Raw genomic sequence first — 16,619 nt, forward strand, 5'->3', positions numbered from 1 at the left:
GGTGACTTGATGTGCAACATGGGTGAGAATACTAACGCTCGCCAATGCAAGTGGGGCCGACGGTTCACCAGATGAAATAAGTATAAGAGCGAGACCTGAAAAGTGAAGTGGAGGAGGTTCAGTAGTTTACATGAAGAGTGCATGAAGCAATGGGTACAACTCGTCGGAAAAACAGGTTATAATGAATCCTATTCTGCCATTTTCGTGGTACAGCTATAAACTTTCAAAAGGAGACAAGATCATGCCACTGTATGAATACACTTGCCGATCCTGTGAAAGCGACTTTGAGATGTTGGTTTCCTCGCTGGAGGAAAAGGTCAACTGCCCACAGTGTGATGGGGAAGAAGTGAACCGGCATATCAGCCTTCCTGCAGCTCCACAGGTGAAAACGGCAACAGGGTGTTCCACTGAAGGTCCACCCTGTTCGCCGAGATGTTGCAGGCTATAGAGCCAAAGTATTTAACTTCGGCTGCGTACCACGCGACGTTTCTGTTTTGATCGCCAACGGCGATAACCAAATCCGGCGGCAAAAATTCCTGCACCAAAACTTGCCAGCATTGCAGGCTCTGGTACAGCTACGGAAATGGCCCAGGTTGATTGTACATCAACCGTAGCGCCGGGCTGAATTGTCAGGTTCCACTGGTAGGCGCCGGTGAAGTCGCCGGGGCCGAAAGGCAAACCAGAGTTATTGAGATTATCTGCATTGGCATTGAGCAGAAGATCACGGATGGCGGCAAAGGCAGCTACCTGAAACGCACTGGCATTGGCTGCACTGAAAACGATGGAAGTTGATCCTTCCGTAATGGTCATGCTGTTGATGTTTCCTGTCGCCGAATCTCCGCCTGACGAAGCATTGACATCAAAGTCTGCATAGTTGAACAAAGAGATGACCAGAGGAACGCTGCCTGGATTGGTGATGGAAAATGTATTGGCGAGCGTTGCAGAGCCTGGTGTGGGGCCATCAGTCAGTACCGAAGTGTAAACGGCATTGAAACGGACTACTGCTGCAGAGTCAGTTTCCGACCAGTTGTAAGTAGCGGTGTTGCCAGTGTAGGTGCTGGAGCCGGCTAATGCGCCGCCTGCACTGTTGGTGTAGATGCCGAATGGCCGTTCGCGTGTATCGCCGCTGACGCGGTAGTACCACCACCCGCCGAACATATGATCGGTAGTTGCCCCTCCCTCAGGTCGAAAATCGACAGTGGGGCCTGTTGCAGTTTCAAACGATGGGGCATTGCCACGGAAAAAGTTGGCATTGCCATCTGTCTGAGAGCCACCTGTTTGAGCAAATGAGATAACCGGGCATAGAAGCAAACTGAATAACGTTGCTCGAACCATCATGTATTTCATAGCTTCTGACTTCCCTGTAGAAGTGTGTAAGACCAGACGACGAACATAGCACTGATCAGGTTAATGGATAGGAACAGCAGTGCAAGCAATTTCTGGAAAAAAGGTTAAAAAGTTGCGGGCTGATTTTTCAGCTTCCCGCTCCTTTCAAGAAGGCTGATATCAACATGAACTCTTTATTCAACCATTGCAAAATCGTCAGTCGAATGTAACAATGAGGGCGACTGAAGAAATCAACTGTGCGGGATGATTTCCCGCCTTGTTCAGGAGACAGCGTCATGGACTTTCAGTTGGATCGCGTACAGGTCTGGTCTTGTGAAATACCTGATCAGCCGGGTGGAGCAGCAGGCATTCTGGAACCCCTTTCTCAGGCTGGTGCACACCTGGAATTTATCCTTTCGCGACGACTGTCTAACAAAATTGGCAAGGGTGAACTGTTCGTAGCGCCCATCACTGGCCCGGCTCAGACCAAAGCTGCTCAAGCAGTTCAGTTGCACAAAGCCAATGACATGATTCTGCTCAAAATTTACGGCTCAGACAAACCAGGTCTGGCACATAGCCTTGCATCCTGTCTGGCGAACGCCGGCATTAATCTGAGAAGTCTGACAATGACCGCATTTGGGGGCAAATTTGTTGCCTATGTGGCCTGCGATTCTCCTGATGATACTGCCAAGGCTGTCAATGCCCTGGCGGCACTGAAGCTCTAAAAGTGTTCATGATAAGTGATCCTGCGGAATGATAGACGCAGGATCACTCTCATTCCTGGTATAAACAATGCAATCCAAAGCTAGTTCAGTGAAGGAATATCTGGCCTCTCTGCCTGAAGATCGTCGAGAGGCGCTGGAGACTTTGCGAAAAGTCATCCTGGCGAATCTCGACAACGAGTTCGAGGAGGGAATGCAGTACGGAATGATTGGCTACTATGTGCCACATCGTATATTCCCCGATGGCTATCACTGCGATCCGAAACAGCCATTGCCTTTTGCAGGATTGGCTTCGCAGAAGAATTACATTTCACTTTACATGATGTGCTGCTATGAAAATGGTCCGGAAGAAAAGTGGCTGAAGCAAGCGTGGACCAAAGCCGGCAAGAAACTCAACATGGGGAAATGCTGTATCAGGTTTGCCAAGGTGGAAGATGTGCCACTGGAAGTGGTAGGTGAAGCCTTCAGGCGAGTGACAGCATCGAAATACATTGAGTATTACGAATCAGCGATTAAAACAAAAAACAAGAAAGCTACCTCCGGAAAAACGGTAAAACCACGGTCAACTTTGAAGACAAAAACTAAAGTAAAAGCGGTGAAGAAAAGGGTAGCGAAATCATAGACATGACGTCGTTAAATGACGTAATCGTAAGTATTTACGGCAATTTTGTTGAACTGGAAAAGCACGTCGGTGTAGTTTTTCTCAAATGAAATCAGAAATCTTGTACTGGATGACTGTCAAAAAACGTGATTTATACTATGATGCACTGTTCCTGAGAGGTCAGGTGGACTTGGTATTTGTACCGGAGTGTATATGCCTTTGCGGATGCGAGTGAATGACAAGGAGCCAATCGGGCTTGCCTTGCGTCGATTCAAAAAGCTGTTGGAACGTAGTGGTATCTTCAAAGAACTGCGTAAGCGCAAACATTACGAAAAGCCTTGCGAACTTCGTCGCCGTGCTCAACTCCGCAAGCGTTCCGCGATTCGTAAAGCACGTCAACTGGCAGGCAACTAGATAGAGCTGAAGCCCTTGTGCATTTCATCACAGGGGCATGTGATTTTATAATTGAAAAATTGCTGCAGTAAAAGTATGATTTGCCAGAGCCATTTCCCGAAGTTGGAATTGGTTTATGGTATGATGTGTTATCCCGCCTTTTTTCTGCATTGAATCGCCAGGTATCTGCCATATGAGTTCAGCGACAAGTGATACGTCACACACAGCCATCTTTGGTTGGCCCACGTGGCTCAAGAACATCCCGTTCATTCTGATGCACCTGGCATGTCTTCTGGTATTTCTGCCTGATGTGCATGCTACGCCGACAGCCATCGGCCTGTGTATCGGCTTCTATGTGCTCCGCATGTTTGGCATTACTGCAGGTTACCATCGATACTTTTCGCACCGTGCTTACAAGACCAGCCGCTGGTTCCAGTTTGTGATGGCCTGGCTGGGCTGTTCCGCCATGCAGAAGGGGCCTCTGTGGTGGGCCAGTCATCATCGGCATCATCACCTGCATTCAGATCATGAAGAAGATGTACATTCGCCACATGTGGATACACTCTGGTGGTCACACATCGGCTGGGTGCTTTCTGATGATTACGTTCACACCGACTGGAATGCGATTCGTGACTTTTCCAAGTATCCTGAACTGCAATGGCTTGACCGCAACCACTGGGTACCTGGTTTAACATTGGCTATCATCAGCTACCTGGTTGGCGGCTTGAGTGGCCTGGTCTGGGGATTCTTTGTCAGCACGGTGATCACCTACCATGCAACGTTCTGCATCAACTCGTTCTGCCACATCATCGGCAACGTTCGATACAAGACTACCGACAAGAGCAAAAACAGCGCGTTGATGGCCCTCATTACCCTGGGTGAAGGCTGGCATAACAATCATCACTACTACCAGAGCTCAGCCAATCAGGGATTCTTCTGGTGGGAGTTTGATATCAGCTATTACCTGCTGAAAACGCTGTCGTGGTGTGGGCTGGTGTGGGATCTTCGTGGCGTGCCAGAAACCAAGAAGAACCCCAAGCCGGAAGCATTGGTTGAGCCTGTCAAGCCACCACCAGTTATTGAAGCAGCACCAGTGCCTGTACCGGCAATGGTTTCTCTGCAGACCGCAGCACATTCGGTGCTTTCTTCGCTGAACCATGCAGCGGAAGTTGCATCGCAGGCGGCAACATCAGCTCGACAGTTGGCTGCTGGTGCAGGAACCTCGCTTTCGCATATGGCTGAATCGGCCGCAGCCCAGGCGAAACAGGCACATCAGGCATTAATCCATGCAGCGGAAATCGCATCACAGTCGTCTGCGTCACTGAAAGATTCTGCCAGCCAGGTTGCACATACTGCAGCGGAAACCCTGTTTCACGCATTGGAAAGTGCTGCATCACTGGCCAGACAGGCTTCTCATTCAGCAGCAGTTGCCATTCAGGCCAGTGGGGAATTTGCATCATACGCCGCAGATTCGGCACAGCAGAGAATCCACCAGGCGGCATTGGCTGCATCCGAAGCATGGACCCAGGCTGTCGAGAAACTTTCGCAGGCAGTTCAATCGCTGAAGTCGAAGGCAATAGCAGTGGAAGTGGTGAGTTAAGCGTGGGTCACGATTGTATCGTGACAGCGCCGAGCGATGTGTTGGCGTATTATTGCCGATTACACGTTAAAACGTATCTCACATTTTTGTGGGTCAAGATTCCAATCTTGACTTCGTCGAGCGAAAGCTGTGCATTGTAACCGCGAACAGGATTAGAATCCTATTCCACAATTAAAAATGCCTAATGGCTTTCAAGGTATTCCTTAACTCACTACGAAAATCAGGTTCAGCAATCGAAATCAGTGCTTCGCCTCGCTGTCGCAACGTCAAGCCGTGCAGATTGACTGCGCCATGTTCGGTAACAATCCAGTGAACGTGACCTCGTGAGGTAACAACTCCTGCACCCGGTTTTAATTCTGGAACAATGCGGGAAATGGCACCTTTTTTCGCGGTTGAGGGCAGTGCGATGATGGGTTTGCCTCCCTTGCTGAAGGCTGCACCGCGAATGAAATCAACCTGTCCGCCAATGCCTGAATAAATGCGATGGCCAATCGAATCAGAGCAGACCTGGCCTGTGAGATCGATTTCCAGAGCTGAATTGATAGCCACCAGTCGGTCAATTTTCCGAATCAGCGATGTGTCGTTGGTATGATCGCAGGGATGAAATTCGATCATGGCATTGTCGTGAACGAAGTCGAACAATCTGCGGGTGCCGATGACAAAACTGGTGATAATGCGGTGTGGGTAAACGGCTTTGTAGCGGTTGGTGATGCATCCCGCGTTGAACAGGTCAAGCAGCATATCGGAAAACATTTCGGTATGAATGCCCAGGTCCTGTTTGTTTTTCAGCCGGGTCAGTACGGCGTTGGGAATGCCGCCGATCCCCATCTGCAGGCAACTGCGATCTTCCACCAGTTCAGCAATGTGTTCGCCAATGCGGGCCTCAACGCTGGATTCCGGTTCACCATGTGTTTCATGCATCGGTCGATTGGTGTGTGTGAACCGTGTAAGTCGACTCAGTGGCAGAACCGTGTTGCCATGCGTGCGAGGCATCTGATCGTTGATTTCAGCGATGAGGATGGGAGCGACATCAGCAGCGGCACGGGCCACTTCTACCGCAGTTCCCAGCGTGCAGTGGCCATGCTGGTCGGGTGGAGAAAGTTGCAACAGCATGGCATCGATACGGATTTTTCCGGAGCGGACCAGATGAGGAATGTCCGAAAGAAAAATAGGGATGTAGTCGGCGCGTCCTTCTTCGACAGCCTGTCGCAGCCCCGGACCGGTGAAAAGAGAAACCGATCGCATGCGATTCTGCATTTCTGGATCAGCAAAAGGTACCGGGCCACAAAGATGCAGATGGTAAATAGTGATGTCATGCAGATCGGTTCGCTGGCACAATACTTCAAGTAGCGGAGTGGGCGTGGCGGAAGTGCCGTGAATGAAGAGATTCATGCCGCTTCGCAAGACTTCTATTGCTTCGGCAGGTGTGACAGCATCGGTCAGTGTTGATGCCATAGTTTTGTCCTGAAGGAATGCGCTCGACATGATACATTAAATGGAAATACTGGAGAGAACCATGTCAGTTCGTGATCAGGTGGCGATAGTAACCGGGGCAAGTCGGGGCATTGGTCGTGCTGTGGCATTGAAGTTGGCCCGCGAAGGGGTGCATGTGGTGCTGGCCGCCAAAACGGTAACACCCGATCCCAAGTTGCCGGGGACATTGCAGGAAGTGGCAGCAGAGATTGAAAAGCTGGGCAGAAAGGCTTTACCGGTGCGAACCAACGTGCGAGATACTGCAGACCTGGAAAGCCTGGCAAAACAGACAATGGATACCTTTGGAAGGATCGATATTCTGGTGAATAATGCCGGGGCGTTGTGGTGGTATCCGGTCGAGAAAACACCGTCGAAAAAATTCGATCTGGTCATGGAAGTGAACGTGCGGGCATCATTCGTGCTCTCACAACTGGTCTTGCCAGCGATGATGCAGCAGAAATCGGGGCACATCATCAATATGTCACCACCGATTGATTACAGCGTGCTGGCGAACCGGGTGGCGTACATGATTTCCAAGTTTGGCATGACCATGCTGTCGAAAGGGCTGGCAGAGGAGGTAAAACCATACGGGATATCAGTTAATTCGCTCTGGCCTAAGACGATCATCGAAAGCCAGGCGAGCATCAATTTCGGACTGGGCGATCCAAGCCTGTGGCGGAAGGCAGATATCATGGCTGATGCAGTGTATGAGATTGTGAAGGAACAACCTTCGCGTTATCAGGGCGAGGCATTGATTGATGAAACGGTGCTACGTCATGCAGGAGTGACGGACTTTTCCGGATATGCCTGTGTGCCTGGTTCAGAACCGATGGAACTGACTTGGAATATGGAAGCGGGCAGGTCGCCAGGAAAGTGATTTCGGTGGATGCAAAGGTACCCTGTGCGAATGGGGTTTTGCTGCTAAACTATGATGACTTGCTAGTGTAGCTCAACGGTAGAGCAACGGTTTTGTAAACCGTAGGTTGTGGGTTCAAATCCCTCCACTAGCTTTCGAAGGTCTGTTATGGAAGCGTATGAACTCCCCAGAGCCGTCTTCCCCATCCCCCACTGATCATCATCAGATAAAACGATGGGTTCTGGAACATTACGACCAGTTACATGAAGCAGCAGCCCGGCAGATTTCTCATGAAAATCCAGGACAGAGTCTGGATGTTTCAGGTTTGATCAATGAAGCAGTATGCCGATTACTGCAACCGGAGAAGCCTCAGCCTTTCAAAGATGCAGAGCATTTTCTAAGAACTGCTGTTAATATCATGCAGCATGTCCTGATAGATCGAGCTAGACATAAGTCAACCATCAAGGCTGGAGGGCAATTCAACAAGATTCCTCTGGTGGATAACTATGCACGTCAGGAACAATTCTTTCTGGAAGTACTTATTGTCCGAGAAGAACTCGAGAGATTAGCAGCCGTTGACAATCAAGCAGCGCTGGTAGTAGAGAAGCGTTGTCAGGGATACAGCATTGACGAGATAGCAGATTTGATGCAACTGACTCGTTCTTTCACAAAGGATCTCTGGAATTTCGGACGAGCCTGGCTTTTAAAATCTTTAGATTAAGCTGCAAATACAATAATTTGGTATTTTTCTGGATTTCTTTTGACATCTCAGTCAGAAATTACGCTTATGTAAGTAGCAGGCTTGAAGAGGTCATGCTATGGCTTTGGATGTCATCAAAATCAAAGATATCTTTCTGGAAGCATTGGCAAAGCCCACAGCTCAGGAACGGTATCAATTCGTTGAGCAGGCATGTGAAAACGATAAGGAATCATTGGATTACATTAAGGGCATGCTTGATGCTCATGAACGATATGCCACTCCGGTGCCAGATGGCACCACAAAATTTGAACCAGTAACTCATAGCCAACAGACCGCATACCCAGCGGGCACCATTATAGATCAGAAGTACAAAATTATTGAACTGATCGCAGAAGGTGGCATGGGCAGCGTGTATCGTGCCAACCGAATTACCGAACTTCGGATGGAAGTAGCACTCAAGATTATTAAGCCTGGTATGGATTCCCGGCAGATACTCAGCCGTTTCAACCTGGAACGACAGGCTCTGGCACTGATGGCTCACGAAAACATTGCCAAGGTTTATGACGCAGGCACGACGGTTACAGGCTTGCCTTACTTTGTGATGGAACTGGTCAAGGGATCATCTCTCACAAAATTCTGCGACGACCACAAGCTCTCAGTGCAGGAACGGCTGTCATTATTTGAAAAAATCTGTTCGGGTGTGCAGCATGCTCATCAGAAGGGTATCGTGCATCGTGATTTGAAGCCGAACAACATACTCGTCGGGATGTATGATGATAAGCCGATCCCGAAGATCATTGATTTCGGACTGGCGAAGGCGTTGCATCAGCCGTTGCTGGATGAATCGTTTCATACCCGACTCGGTACGATCGTTGGTACCTGGCAGTACACAGCCCCCGAGCAGGCCCAGGTCAACAACCTGGATGTGGATACGCGTGCCGACATCTATTCTCTGGGTGTGATACTGTATGAACTGTTGACCGGGCAAACACCCATTGAGCGCGCCAAGTTAAAGCATGCAGCGTACAACGAAGTGATGCGCATCATCCGGGAAGAAGAACCGCCCAAGCCCAGCACCAAAATTCATTCGAGTGATCAGTTGCCCAGTATTGCTGCCCTGCGGCGCGTGGAGCCATTGAAGCTGGAACGTATGGTGCGCGGTGAACTCGACTGGATCGTAATGAAGGCGCTGGAGAAGGATCGTAATCGCCGATATGGAACGGCAAATGAACTGGGCAAAGATGTTGTTTGCTTTTTGAAAGATGAGCCGATTTCAGCTGGCCCGCCTTCCATGAGTTATCGGGTCTACAAGCTGCTCCACAAGCATCGCGGCAAGGTACTTATTGCCTCTCTGTTCCTTGCAACCGTGCTGATCGGATCGATCGTTTCCAGCGTCGGCTGGTATCGGGCTTACCGGGAAAAGCAGCGTGCTGACCTGGCAGTGGACAGGAAGCAGGCCGTGAATCACTTCTTCCTGAAAGAAGTGCTGAGTGAGGCGGATCCGCATATTCAGATCAAGCCGGAACAGAATTTCGTCAGCAACATTACCGTGTTGCAGGCACTGGATAATGCAGCAGTAAAAGTCAGCAAGCAGTTTGCAAACAACCCGGAACTTCAAGCGGAAATACATTTAACCATCGGCAAGACGTACCAGGGGCTTGGTGAATTCAAGAAAGCACGTCTGCATTTTGAGAGAGCTGAAAAGCTGTTTCTCCAGTTAAATGGCACGCAGGATGAACAGAGGCTGACCGCACTTTTTGAACTGGGGCATGTGGCCATTCTGTTGAGTGAATTTACCCAGGGCGAAAGAATACTAACCGATGTTCTGACGTTGTGTTCAGCAACCAGAAGTAAATATGATCCGCTGTCGTTACAGACTAAGACTTTATTGGCAAATACCTATGCCTATACGAACAGATATCTGCAGGCTGAACAATTATTGAAGGAAGTTTTCGCGTTACAGAAGGAGAAGCTCAGCCTGAACCATGTGGATACGCTTTATACTCAGCGTGAACTGGCCAGCCTGATGGTGGATGTCGGTCAGAATGAAACTGCTTTGAACATGTTAAAGGAAGTGCTTGATTATCTTCCCGGTTTAATTGGCAAGGAAAATCCTCAGGTACTGACAACACAGAATAATTATGCGTATGCCCTTCAATCCATGAAGAGACTGGATGAAGCTGCCAGCATCATGAAGGATGTGGTAGCCATTTCCAACAAAACTCAGGGAGCAGAAAACCCCAATACTCTGAAGTTCAAGACACAATTGGCGAGTGTGTACTTCAATCTGAAGCAATACGACGAAGCAATTCAGATTTTCGTTCAGATCATTCCGATCATGAAGAGAATCAATGGCCCCGTGTCGTATGAAACACTGGCCGCCATTCAGGGTTACGGTGCATGTCTGACAACACAAGGAAAATTTGAAGAAGCAGAGAAACTCCTGATGGATGCTTATGCAGGCTGCAAAGGAACCCTCGGTGATAACAATGACAAAACCATTCTGATTCTCGAAAATCTGGTCACTCTTTTTGAGAGTTCCGGTAATCAGGAAAAACTGAAAGAATATCGAGATCAATTAACTGTTCTTCGAAAATCAGCAACCCGCTGATTGTCGGCAGTGAAGAATCTTGTGAACGCCTGTTCATGCAGTAAAGGAGCTAGCCGTGGCTGAAAAAAACAAGCCCTCACCGAGCGCTGAAATGGAAGTGAAATCTTCGACCAGCAGCGGGACATCGATCAAAATCCGTTGGATCAGAATTGTCAAGGATGGAAGCGCGAACAGGTTGTTATTCGCAGGCACTCCGTCAGGTTCCAGTTCCCTGACAGGAGGTTATTTTGATACAGACCATGCCAGCTTTAATACATGGTTCAATTTACTGCTTGGCAGCTTCAATAGTACTGATGCTTCACCAGTTTACGTGACCTATACTTCGAATCTCAGTTACCGAAGAAACTATACTTATTACGAGCAGATATCCTGGCCTGCATATACTCCGCCTGAATTCCCGGCCTTTACGTCCCTCAATCTTCCAGTGACTGATTCACTCACCTAATTCAGAGCGTGCAGCTGCGCAGGCCGACAACTGCTATGTCGGCCTGCCTGGTTTTGCCTGGAAGGCCGGTATCCACTCCAACCATGAGAATCGATTCAGCAGGCATCCATCAGTGCAGGCGGGTGAACAAGTAGCCGGTTCCAGGAGTCCTTACTTTAAGCACTAAGTAAAACGATGTTGCCAGCGTAACATCGTTTCCTCATAATACAAAATCTCAGGGGTAGTTGCCCGAGTGGCTAAAGGGGACAGACTGTAAATCTGTTGGTTAACGCCTACGGGGGTTCGAATCCCTCACTACCCACTTTATTCAAGTGCTGAGTCCTGAGTTCAGAGCTTTCATTTCTGATTACTGAGGACTAAGCATGTTGGTCTGCGGGTGTAGTTAAATGGTATAACTCCAGCCTTCCAAGCTGGTCTTGTGGGTTCGATTCCCATCGCCCGCTCTTAAGGTCGTCAGCTATCAGCTTGCAGCCGTCAGCAAGAAACTAAGAAAATGCGGCTGTTTCCAAGAGTAGTTTGCTTGCTGATGCACGATCACTCAGTACGCTGATAACTGAAGGCAGTGAGCCGTCAGATGTTGGCTGATAGCTGGCAGCTGATAGCTGACAGCTTTTGCTGCTGTAGCTCAGCGGTAGAGCGCGTCCTTGGTAAGGACGAGGTCGTGGGTTCAAGCCCCACCAGCAGCTTTGTTTCGATATGAACATGGGCATAAAACCCGCTCATGCACGCCATTTCCAGGAAGCCTGCCGAGAGACTAGGCTAAACCGGTTATTGGTCATAGAACAAGGGTTTACAGTTTGTAACATTTTTCGGCGCCGTTTCATCATGCTCGTCTGGCATGATCTGGAAACACCCGCAGAGGAGCAGCAATGGCTAAAGAAGTCTTTCAACGCAGCAAGCCGCACGTGAACGTTGGCACCATCGGCCACATCGATCACGGCAAAACAACGACCACGGCAGCCATCGTGGCACGACAGGCTTGGAAGAATAAAGTTGCCGCTTTCAAGAGCTATAAGGATATCGCCAAGGGTGGTACGGAACGTGACGATTTGAAGACGGTCACCATTGCCGTGGCCCACGTGGAATACGAAACCGATAAGCGTCACTATGCCCACATCGATTGCCCCGGCCACGCTGATTACATCAAGAACATGATCACCGGCGCTGCCCAGATGGACGGCGCGATTCTGGTAGTGGCTGCTAACGACGGCCCCATGCCTCAGACTCGCGAACACCTTCTGCTCGCACGTCAGGTGAATGTTCCTTACATCGTCATCTACATGAACAAGGTAGATACCGTCGATGATCCTGAACTGCTCGACCTCGTCGAACTGGAAGTCCGCGAACTGCTGAAAAAGTATGATTTCCCAGGCGACGATGTTCCTGTCGTCCGTGGCAACTCACTGGCAGTAATGCAGGATCCCAAAGACGATGCTGCAGGCAAGTGCATTGATGACCTCATGAATGCACTGGACAGCTATATCCCCGATCCCAAGCGTGAAGAAGATAAGCCCTTCCTGATGTCCATCGAAGACGTCTTCTCCATCAAGGGTCGTGGTACGGTAGGTACTGGCCGTATTGAACGCGGTGTGTGTAAGGTAGGCGACGAAGTTGAAATCGTTGGCTTGTCCAAGGAACTTCGCAAGACGGTTGTCACCGGTGTCGAAATGTTCCAGAAGACACTCGATAAGGGTATTGCTGGCGATAACGTCGGCGTGCTGCTGCGAGGTCTGGAACGTAACGATCTGGAACGAGGCCAGGTGCTTGCCAAGCCCGGTTCGATCAAGCCACACACCACCTTTGAAGCCAAGGTCTACGTGCTGACCAAGGAAGAAGGCGGTCGTCACACTCCATTCTTCGCCAACTATAAGCCACAGTTCTACTTCCGCACCACCGATGTGACTGGTACTGTGAAGGAACTGCGTTCTCCAGGTGGTGGCAAGGCTGAAATGTGTATGCCCGGCGACAATGTGGAAGTAACGATTGAACTGCTCCCTGAGCAGCCCATCGCTATGGATGAAGGTCTTCGCTTTGCTATCCGAGAAGGTGGCAGAACGGTTGGTTCAGGCGTTGTAACGAAGATTCTGGCATAAACAGGTGCAACTTGCACGCTGGCGCGACTTCCATGCGACAATAAGAACCATGCAAAAAATGAAAAACAATGTGAGGCACGCTCAGCGTGCCCTACAATGAAAAACAGCCAATTAGCGGCACTCTATGCAGGGTGTCGCTAATTGCTACTTAAAGCTGACGGCTCTTGCTGTGAGCTGACAGCTCGAATGGGCGTAGCTCAACTGGCAGAGCAGCGGTCTCCAAAACCGCAGGTTGCAGGTTCGATTCCTGCCGCCCATGCTGAATAGACAGATTTTCCTCTTTTGGATGTAAGGAAACATTATGGCCCTGGCCGTTCAAGACGCGCCCTCGGCAAGCAGTTCTCCGCGAAAAGCGGATCCGGCCAGCTTAAGCTGGAACGGCATCGTGGGGACCCTGTATGTCGTGCTGGCATACCTCGCCATCACGCATCTGGTTCCCTGGGGCTACTCACAGGTTGTGACCTCGACAGGTCTGGCTGCGGGTGCCGGGTTGCTGGCTGCTATCTGCCTTGCTGTTGCGCTTGCCATTTTTCTCTGGCTTAAACTGTTCCCGGCTCAATATGGACTGCGCGCTGCTGTTGCAGTAGGGGTGGGAAATATCATCCTGGGCTTCATAGTAATCTTCCTGCTGGGATACATTGTTGATGGTATCTTTGGCACCTGGCTAGAAAACCTGGGTATTCGTTTCTGGCTAGGAATGGCATTCATGGGTGCACTCGCTGCGTGGTGGATCAATCGATTCATTATCAAAAGCTTCAACGCTCCCAACTTCCCCAAGCGGATGCAGAAGTTGGAAGATGGTGGCTGGTTCACCGCAGAACCTTATAAGAAGGTTCAAGGTATGAAAATCCGGCGCATCACCATGCTGGTGATCATCGCGACGGTTGGTCTTGGTGTGTATGCCTACATCTGGTCACGCAATACTCTCAGCGTAACGGGTTCTCCCTACGTCTGGGATATTCCCTTCGTCAGCGATGCTTCACTGATCCTGTTCCGTGCTGCCGGTTTGATGATCCCGTTCATCCTGCTGGCAGGTGCCATCTGGTTTGCCTACCGCCTGGTGAATCATCCGCCGATGGCTGAGTTCCTGATCAATACCGAAGCGGAACTGGCTAAAGTAACGTGGACCAGCCGCAAGCGATTGATTCGCGATACCGGCGTGGTTCTTCTAACCGTATTGTTCTTTGCTGTCTTTCTCTATTTGCTTGATATTATCTGGGTGCTGGTGCTCACCGCATTAGGGGTGTTGCAGCGTTAAAGACGTTTGCCTCTACTGGCAACGATAAGGAAAACTGTCCATGTCGGAAGCAATGTCCATTCAGGAAGCGCCTCTGCCTGAACCCACTGGCAACAAGCGGTGGTACGTCATCAAGGTACAGTCAGGCCGTGAAGACACGATCAAGGATGCTATCGAACGCAAGATCAAAATTGAACCAGGCATGGAGCAATTCTTCGGCCAGATTATTGTTCCCGTGGAACGTACGGTTGAACTGGTCAAGGGGAAGAAAGTAACTCGCACCAAGAAACTCTACCCCGGCTACATCATGGCTGAGGTCGAGTTCAATGATCGGGTGTTGTATCTCTTCCGCGAAACTTCGGGTGTAGGTGATTTCGTTGGCGGTGGTGGCATCAAGATTCCACTGCCCATGCCGCAATCTGAAGTAGACAAGATTCTGAACCAGAAGAAGGAAGTAGTTGCAGAAACGCCCGTCGCTCCCAAGATTGACTTCCACAAGGGCGAGCACATCAAGGTCAAGGATGGAATGTTTGCTGGTATGGAAGGGGAAGTCAGCGAAATTCTGGAAGCCAAGGGGCTGGTACGCGTCATGCTCAAGATTTTCGGCCGCGACGTGCCGGTGGAACTGGAATACTGGCAGATTGAGCATGCATAATTGGTAAGTAGCAAGCAGTCCTTGCAGTAACAGCATCACAATTGGCTACACCGACATTGATCAAGATTACCTGGTCAATGTCGTGCCGTTTAGTCAGCATTTTCCCATTTAATTGATTCGTAAATCACAGAGAGTGGAATCGAGATGGGAAGGGCGGAGAGTTTAACTTCGTCGCTGAGTGATTTGTATTCCGTCATGAGCCAGCGGTTGTCGGCTTGTCTGGCGTGATGTTCTACCAATACCCCAAACTGGTTGACGAGCACGTAATCTTTCAAGCTGCTGGCTTTGCGATAGTCGGTAAATTTGCCGCCGCGATCATAATCTTCTGTCGATTTTGAAAGCACTTCGAAAATGATGACAGGAATCAGAATAGTATCCTGCATGCTGTCGAGGTACTGGATTTTCTCGCAAGCTACAAAGACGTCAGGATAATAGTAATTATCGTTGGTGGGGCTGACTCGCATGTCATGAATAAAAACTTCGCAAGGCGTGTTCTTCAGAACGCTCGAAAGGTAGTTGAAAATATTGCCAGCAATCCGATGATGATTGCGATTTGAGCCGGCCATGGCAAAGGTTTCGCCGCGCACGTATTCACTTCGGAACGCTGCTCCTCGTTCCATGTGCAGGTAGCCTTCGGGCGTCAGTTCTAATGTTGTGCCACTTGACATGACATCAGCTTACCATGACTAATTTGTAATTACGAGGATGATTGAGGGTGCGAGGTCGAATTGGTGCTACTTGTTTCTGCTGTCATTCACAGCTTGTTCTTGTGGGGAAATGCCCTGGTATTGATTGCTGGCGATCTTGAAGCGGCGGGCCAGGTTGGAAGGTAAAAAGGGGGCATAATAGTCTTTATCATTTTCCAGGATGCGTTCGACTTTTCCGTCGCTTGAGTAAACGAACCTGATTCTGCTGCCGAGGATGATGTTCTGGCTGGCCTTCATCACTTCCCACGGAAACATGAACAACTCACAGGTTCCAAATGTAATGGCTATCGCCATGCTATACATACCATATTCGCCATGAGCTATTTTCTGCTGAATGATGTAGTCGTCGAATGCTTTCGTTTTGCCATCTTCATCAGTCAAAGTGCCGCTTTGGACCGGGTTTCCGAAACAGATGCGGACATCTTCACGGGCAGGAATCGATGCGAGGTCGAAGCCTGTCTCGTTAATTAGCATCGAACAGCCAGGCTGAAGTGAGGCCAGAACCACTATCAGTAATCTAATTTTCATGAAAAATGAGAGATAACGGGTGGCGGGAAGCAGTCAAGCCGAAAAACAGGCTGTTTTGTGGCATAGTTAGCTTATTTCACACCATTTTTACGTTTTTCCCTAGCCACTGCCGAGCCTGTTCCTAAAAAAACTTGCCCACCAACGAAGGTTCGTTGGCGGGCAGGTATTGGCGGACAGGAATCATGGCAAAGGTTGTTACCGGTCAAATTAAACTGCAATGCCCAGGTGGCGCTGCTACACCAGCACCACCCGTTGGTCCGGCTCTCGGTCAGCATGGCGTGAACATTGGTATGTTCGTCAAGCAGTTCAATGATGCTACCAAAGATCTCAAGGGAATGACAGTTCCCATTGTCATTACCGTTTATAACGATCGCAGTTTCGACTTTGTTGTGAAGAGCCCACCCGCTGCGATCCTGCTGAAGGTGGCTGCCGGCATTCCGCACGAGAAGAAAAAGGGAGCAGAACTGATCCCTGCTGCTGAGAAGAAGGGTGGCAAGTACAAAGCCTCGCAGGTCACCAAGGCCCAGGTGCGTGAAATTGCCACCAAGAAACTGGCTGATCTGAATGCACGCGATGTCGATCATGCCTGCCGCATTATTGAAGGCACCGCCCGGAGTATGGGCCTGAAAGTTGTCTAACCGAACCAGCAACAGAGCAAAGCTAGAACAAGAA

General features: G+C 49.7%; 16 protein-coding genes and 5 tRNA genes. 17 read left to right on the forward strand and 4 right to left on the reverse strand.

What is annotated here, in order from left to right; all coding sequences use genetic code 11:
- Positions 1-241 precede the first annotated feature (241 nt).
- Positions 242-448: a zinc ribbon domain-containing protein gene (locus JNJ77_00395; GenBank protein ID MBL8821018.1), complete on the forward strand. Its 207-nt coding sequence runs from the start codon at positions 242-244 to the stop codon at positions 446-448.
- An 11-nt stretch (positions 449-459) separates the two neighbouring features.
- Here the strand turns inward: JNJ77_00395 and JNJ77_00400 are convergent, their stop codons facing one another.
- A complete protein-coding gene (locus tag JNJ77_00400; GenBank protein ID MBL8821019.1) occupies positions 460-1,338 on the reverse strand; it encodes a PEP-CTERM sorting domain-containing protein in 879 nt (292 codons plus the stop codon).
- A gap of 284 nt (positions 1,339-1,622) precedes the next feature.
- Here JNJ77_00400 and JNJ77_00405 point away from each other — a divergent pair, with 284 nt between their 5' ends.
- The 4 genes from JNJ77_00405 (at position 1,623) to JNJ77_00420 (ending at position 4,642) form a co-directional block, all read left to right on the forward strand.
- Complete coding sequence (locus JNJ77_00405; protein ID MBL8821020.1) at positions 1,623-2,051, forward strand: amino acid-binding ACT; 429 nt, start codon at positions 1,623-1,625, stop codon at positions 2,049-2,051.
- A 67-nt stretch (positions 2,052-2,118) separates the two neighbouring features.
- Complete coding sequence (locus JNJ77_00410; GenBank protein ID MBL8821021.1) at positions 2,119-2,670, forward strand: DUF1801 domain-containing protein; 552 nt, start codon at positions 2,119-2,121, stop codon at positions 2,668-2,670.
- A 192-nt stretch (positions 2,671-2,862) separates the two neighbouring features.
- The gene (rpsU, locus tag JNJ77_00415) at positions 2,863-3,063 is read left to right on the forward strand and encodes a 30S ribosomal protein S21 (GenBank protein ID MBL8821022.1); all 201 of its coding nucleotides are present in this window, start codon (positions 2,863-2,865) and stop codon (positions 3,061-3,063) included.
- A 172-nt stretch (positions 3,064-3,235) separates the two neighbouring features.
- A complete protein-coding gene (locus tag JNJ77_00420) occupies positions 3,236-4,642 on the forward strand; it encodes a fatty acid desaturase (protein ID MBL8821023.1) in 1,407 nt (468 codons plus the stop codon).
- 171 nt (positions 4,643-4,813) lie between these two features.
- Here JNJ77_00420 and JNJ77_00425 read toward each other — a convergent pair whose 3' ends face one another.
- A complete protein-coding gene (locus JNJ77_00425) occupies positions 4,814-6,097 on the reverse strand; it encodes an acetyl-CoA hydrolase/transferase family protein (protein ID MBL8821024.1) in 1,284 nt (427 codons plus the stop codon).
- Between the two features lie 61 nt (positions 6,098-6,158).
- Between JNJ77_00425 and JNJ77_00430 the strand changes: the two genes are divergently transcribed.
- From JNJ77_00430 to nusG, 11 genes are all read left to right on the forward strand, one after another.
- Positions 6,159-6,992, forward strand: a complete 834-nt coding sequence (locus tag JNJ77_00430; protein MBL8821025.1) for an SDR family oxidoreductase — start codon at positions 6,159-6,161, stop codon at positions 6,990-6,992.
- Positions 6,993-7,053: 61 nt separating this feature from the next.
- Positions 7,054-7,125 (forward strand) — tRNA-Thr (locus JNJ77_00435).
- Positions 7,126-7,149: 24 nt separating this feature from the next.
- Complete coding sequence (locus tag JNJ77_00440; protein MBL8821026.1) at positions 7,150-7,692, forward strand: hypothetical protein; 543 nt, start codon at positions 7,150-7,152, stop codon at positions 7,690-7,692.
- 97 nt (positions 7,693-7,789) lie between these two features.
- On the forward strand, positions 7,790-10,282 hold the full coding sequence (locus JNJ77_00445) for a serine/threonine protein kinase (protein ID MBL8821027.1): 2,493 nt from the start codon (positions 7,790-7,792) through the stop codon (positions 10,280-10,282).
- 663 nt (positions 10,283-10,945) lie between these two features.
- A tRNA-Tyr gene (locus JNJ77_00450) sits at positions 10,946-11,028 on the forward strand.
- 71 nt (positions 11,029-11,099) lie between these two features.
- Positions 11,100-11,170: transfer RNA gene (locus JNJ77_00455), tRNA-Gly, on the forward strand.
- A gap of 171 nt (positions 11,171-11,341) precedes the next feature.
- Positions 11,342-11,413 (forward strand) — tRNA-Thr (locus tag JNJ77_00460).
- Between the two features lie 183 nt (positions 11,414-11,596).
- Positions 11,597-12,820, forward strand: a complete 1,224-nt coding sequence (gene tuf / locus JNJ77_00465) for an elongation factor Tu (GenBank protein ID MBL8821028.1) — start codon at positions 11,597-11,599, stop codon at positions 12,818-12,820.
- A 186-nt stretch (positions 12,821-13,006) separates the two neighbouring features.
- Positions 13,007-13,079 (forward strand) — tRNA-Trp (locus JNJ77_00470).
- Between the two features lie 42 nt (positions 13,080-13,121).
- Positions 13,122-14,078 (forward strand): preprotein translocase subunit SecE, encoded by a 957-nt coding sequence (gene secE, locus JNJ77_00475; protein ID MBL8821029.1) that lies wholly within the window; start codon positions 13,122-13,124, stop codon positions 14,076-14,078.
- Between the two features lie 40 nt (positions 14,079-14,118).
- Complete coding sequence (gene nusG, locus JNJ77_00480) at positions 14,119-14,712, forward strand: transcription termination/antitermination factor NusG (GenBank protein ID MBL8821030.1); 594 nt, start codon at positions 14,119-14,121, stop codon at positions 14,710-14,712.
- Between the two features lie 89 nt (positions 14,713-14,801).
- Here nusG and JNJ77_00485 read toward each other — a convergent pair whose 3' ends face one another.
- Positions 14,802-15,380: a Uma2 family endonuclease gene (locus JNJ77_00485; protein ID MBL8821031.1), complete on the reverse strand. Its 579-nt coding sequence runs from the start codon at positions 15,378-15,380 to the stop codon at positions 14,802-14,804.
- A gap of 66 nt (positions 15,381-15,446) precedes the next feature.
- Positions 15,447-15,947, reverse strand: a complete 501-nt coding sequence (locus JNJ77_00490; GenBank protein MBL8821032.1) for a hypothetical protein — start codon at positions 15,945-15,947, stop codon at positions 15,447-15,449.
- A 182-nt stretch (positions 15,948-16,129) separates the two neighbouring features.
- Between JNJ77_00490 and rplK the strand changes: the two genes are divergently transcribed.
- Positions 16,130-16,585, forward strand: coding sequence for a 50S ribosomal protein L11 (gene rplK, locus JNJ77_00495; GenBank protein MBL8821033.1), 456 nt, complete (start codon positions 16,130-16,132; stop codon positions 16,583-16,585).
- The last annotated feature ends 34 nt before the right edge of the window (positions 16,586-16,619 follow it).

The organism is Planctomycetia bacterium (assembly GCA_016795155.1).
GTDB lineage: Bacteria > Planctomycetota > Planctomycetia > Gemmatales > HRBIN36 > JAEUIE01.

What these genes read in the sequence shown, in the direction of transcription:
- rpsU (MBL8821022.1), top strand. Translation starts at nt 2,863, where the DNA reads ATGCCTTTGCGGATGCGAGTGAATGACAAGGAGCCAATCGGGCTTGCC.
- JNJ77_00395 (MBL8821018.1), top strand. Translation starts at nt 242, where the DNA reads ATGCCACTGTATGAATACACTTGCCGATCCTGTGAAAGCGACTTTGAG.
- JNJ77_00430 (MBL8821025.1), top strand. Translation starts at nt 6,159, where the DNA reads ATGTCAGTTCGTGATCAGGTGGCGATAGTAACCGGGGCAAGTCGGGGC.
- JNJ77_00440 (MBL8821026.1), top strand. Translation starts at nt 7,150, where the DNA reads ATGAACTCCCCAGAGCCGTCTTCCCCATCCCCCACTGATCATCATCAG.
- JNJ77_00445 (MBL8821027.1), top strand. Translation starts at nt 7,790, where the DNA reads ATGGCTTTGGATGTCATCAAAATCAAAGATATCTTTCTGGAAGCATTG.
- JNJ77_00425 (MBL8821024.1), bottom strand. Translation starts at nt 6,097, where the DNA reads ATGGCATCAACACTGACCGATGCTGTCACACCTGCCGAAGCAATAGAA.
- JNJ77_00490 (MBL8821032.1), bottom strand. Translation starts at nt 15,947, where the DNA reads ATGAAAATTAGATTACTGATAGTGGTTCTGGCCTCACTTCAGCCTGGC.
- nusG (MBL8821030.1), top strand. Translation starts at nt 14,119, where the DNA reads ATGTCGGAAGCAATGTCCATTCAGGAAGCGCCTCTGCCTGAACCCACT.
- JNJ77_00405 (MBL8821020.1), top strand. Translation starts at nt 1,623, where the DNA reads ATGGACTTTCAGTTGGATCGCGTACAGGTCTGGTCTTGTGAAATACCT.
- JNJ77_00400 (MBL8821019.1), bottom strand. Translation starts at nt 1,338, where the DNA reads ATGATGGTTCGAGCAACGTTATTCAGTTTGCTTCTATGCCCGGTTATC.
- JNJ77_00410 (MBL8821021.1), top strand. Translation starts at nt 2,119, where the DNA reads ATGCAATCCAAAGCTAGTTCAGTGAAGGAATATCTGGCCTCTCTGCCT.
- JNJ77_00420 (MBL8821023.1), top strand. Translation starts at nt 3,236, where the DNA reads ATGAGTTCAGCGACAAGTGATACGTCACACACAGCCATCTTTGGTTGG.
- tuf (MBL8821028.1), top strand. Translation starts at nt 11,597, where the DNA reads ATGGCTAAAGAAGTCTTTCAACGCAGCAAGCCGCACGTGAACGTTGGC.
- secE (MBL8821029.1), top strand. Translation starts at nt 13,122, where the DNA reads ATGGCCCTGGCCGTTCAAGACGCGCCCTCGGCAAGCAGTTCTCCGCGA.
- JNJ77_00485 (MBL8821031.1), bottom strand. Translation starts at nt 15,380, where the DNA reads ATGTCAAGTGGCACAACATTAGAACTGACGCCCGAAGGCTACCTGCAC.
- rplK (MBL8821033.1), top strand. Translation starts at nt 16,130, where the DNA reads ATGGCAAAGGTTGTTACCGGTCAAATTAAACTGCAATGCCCAGGTGGC.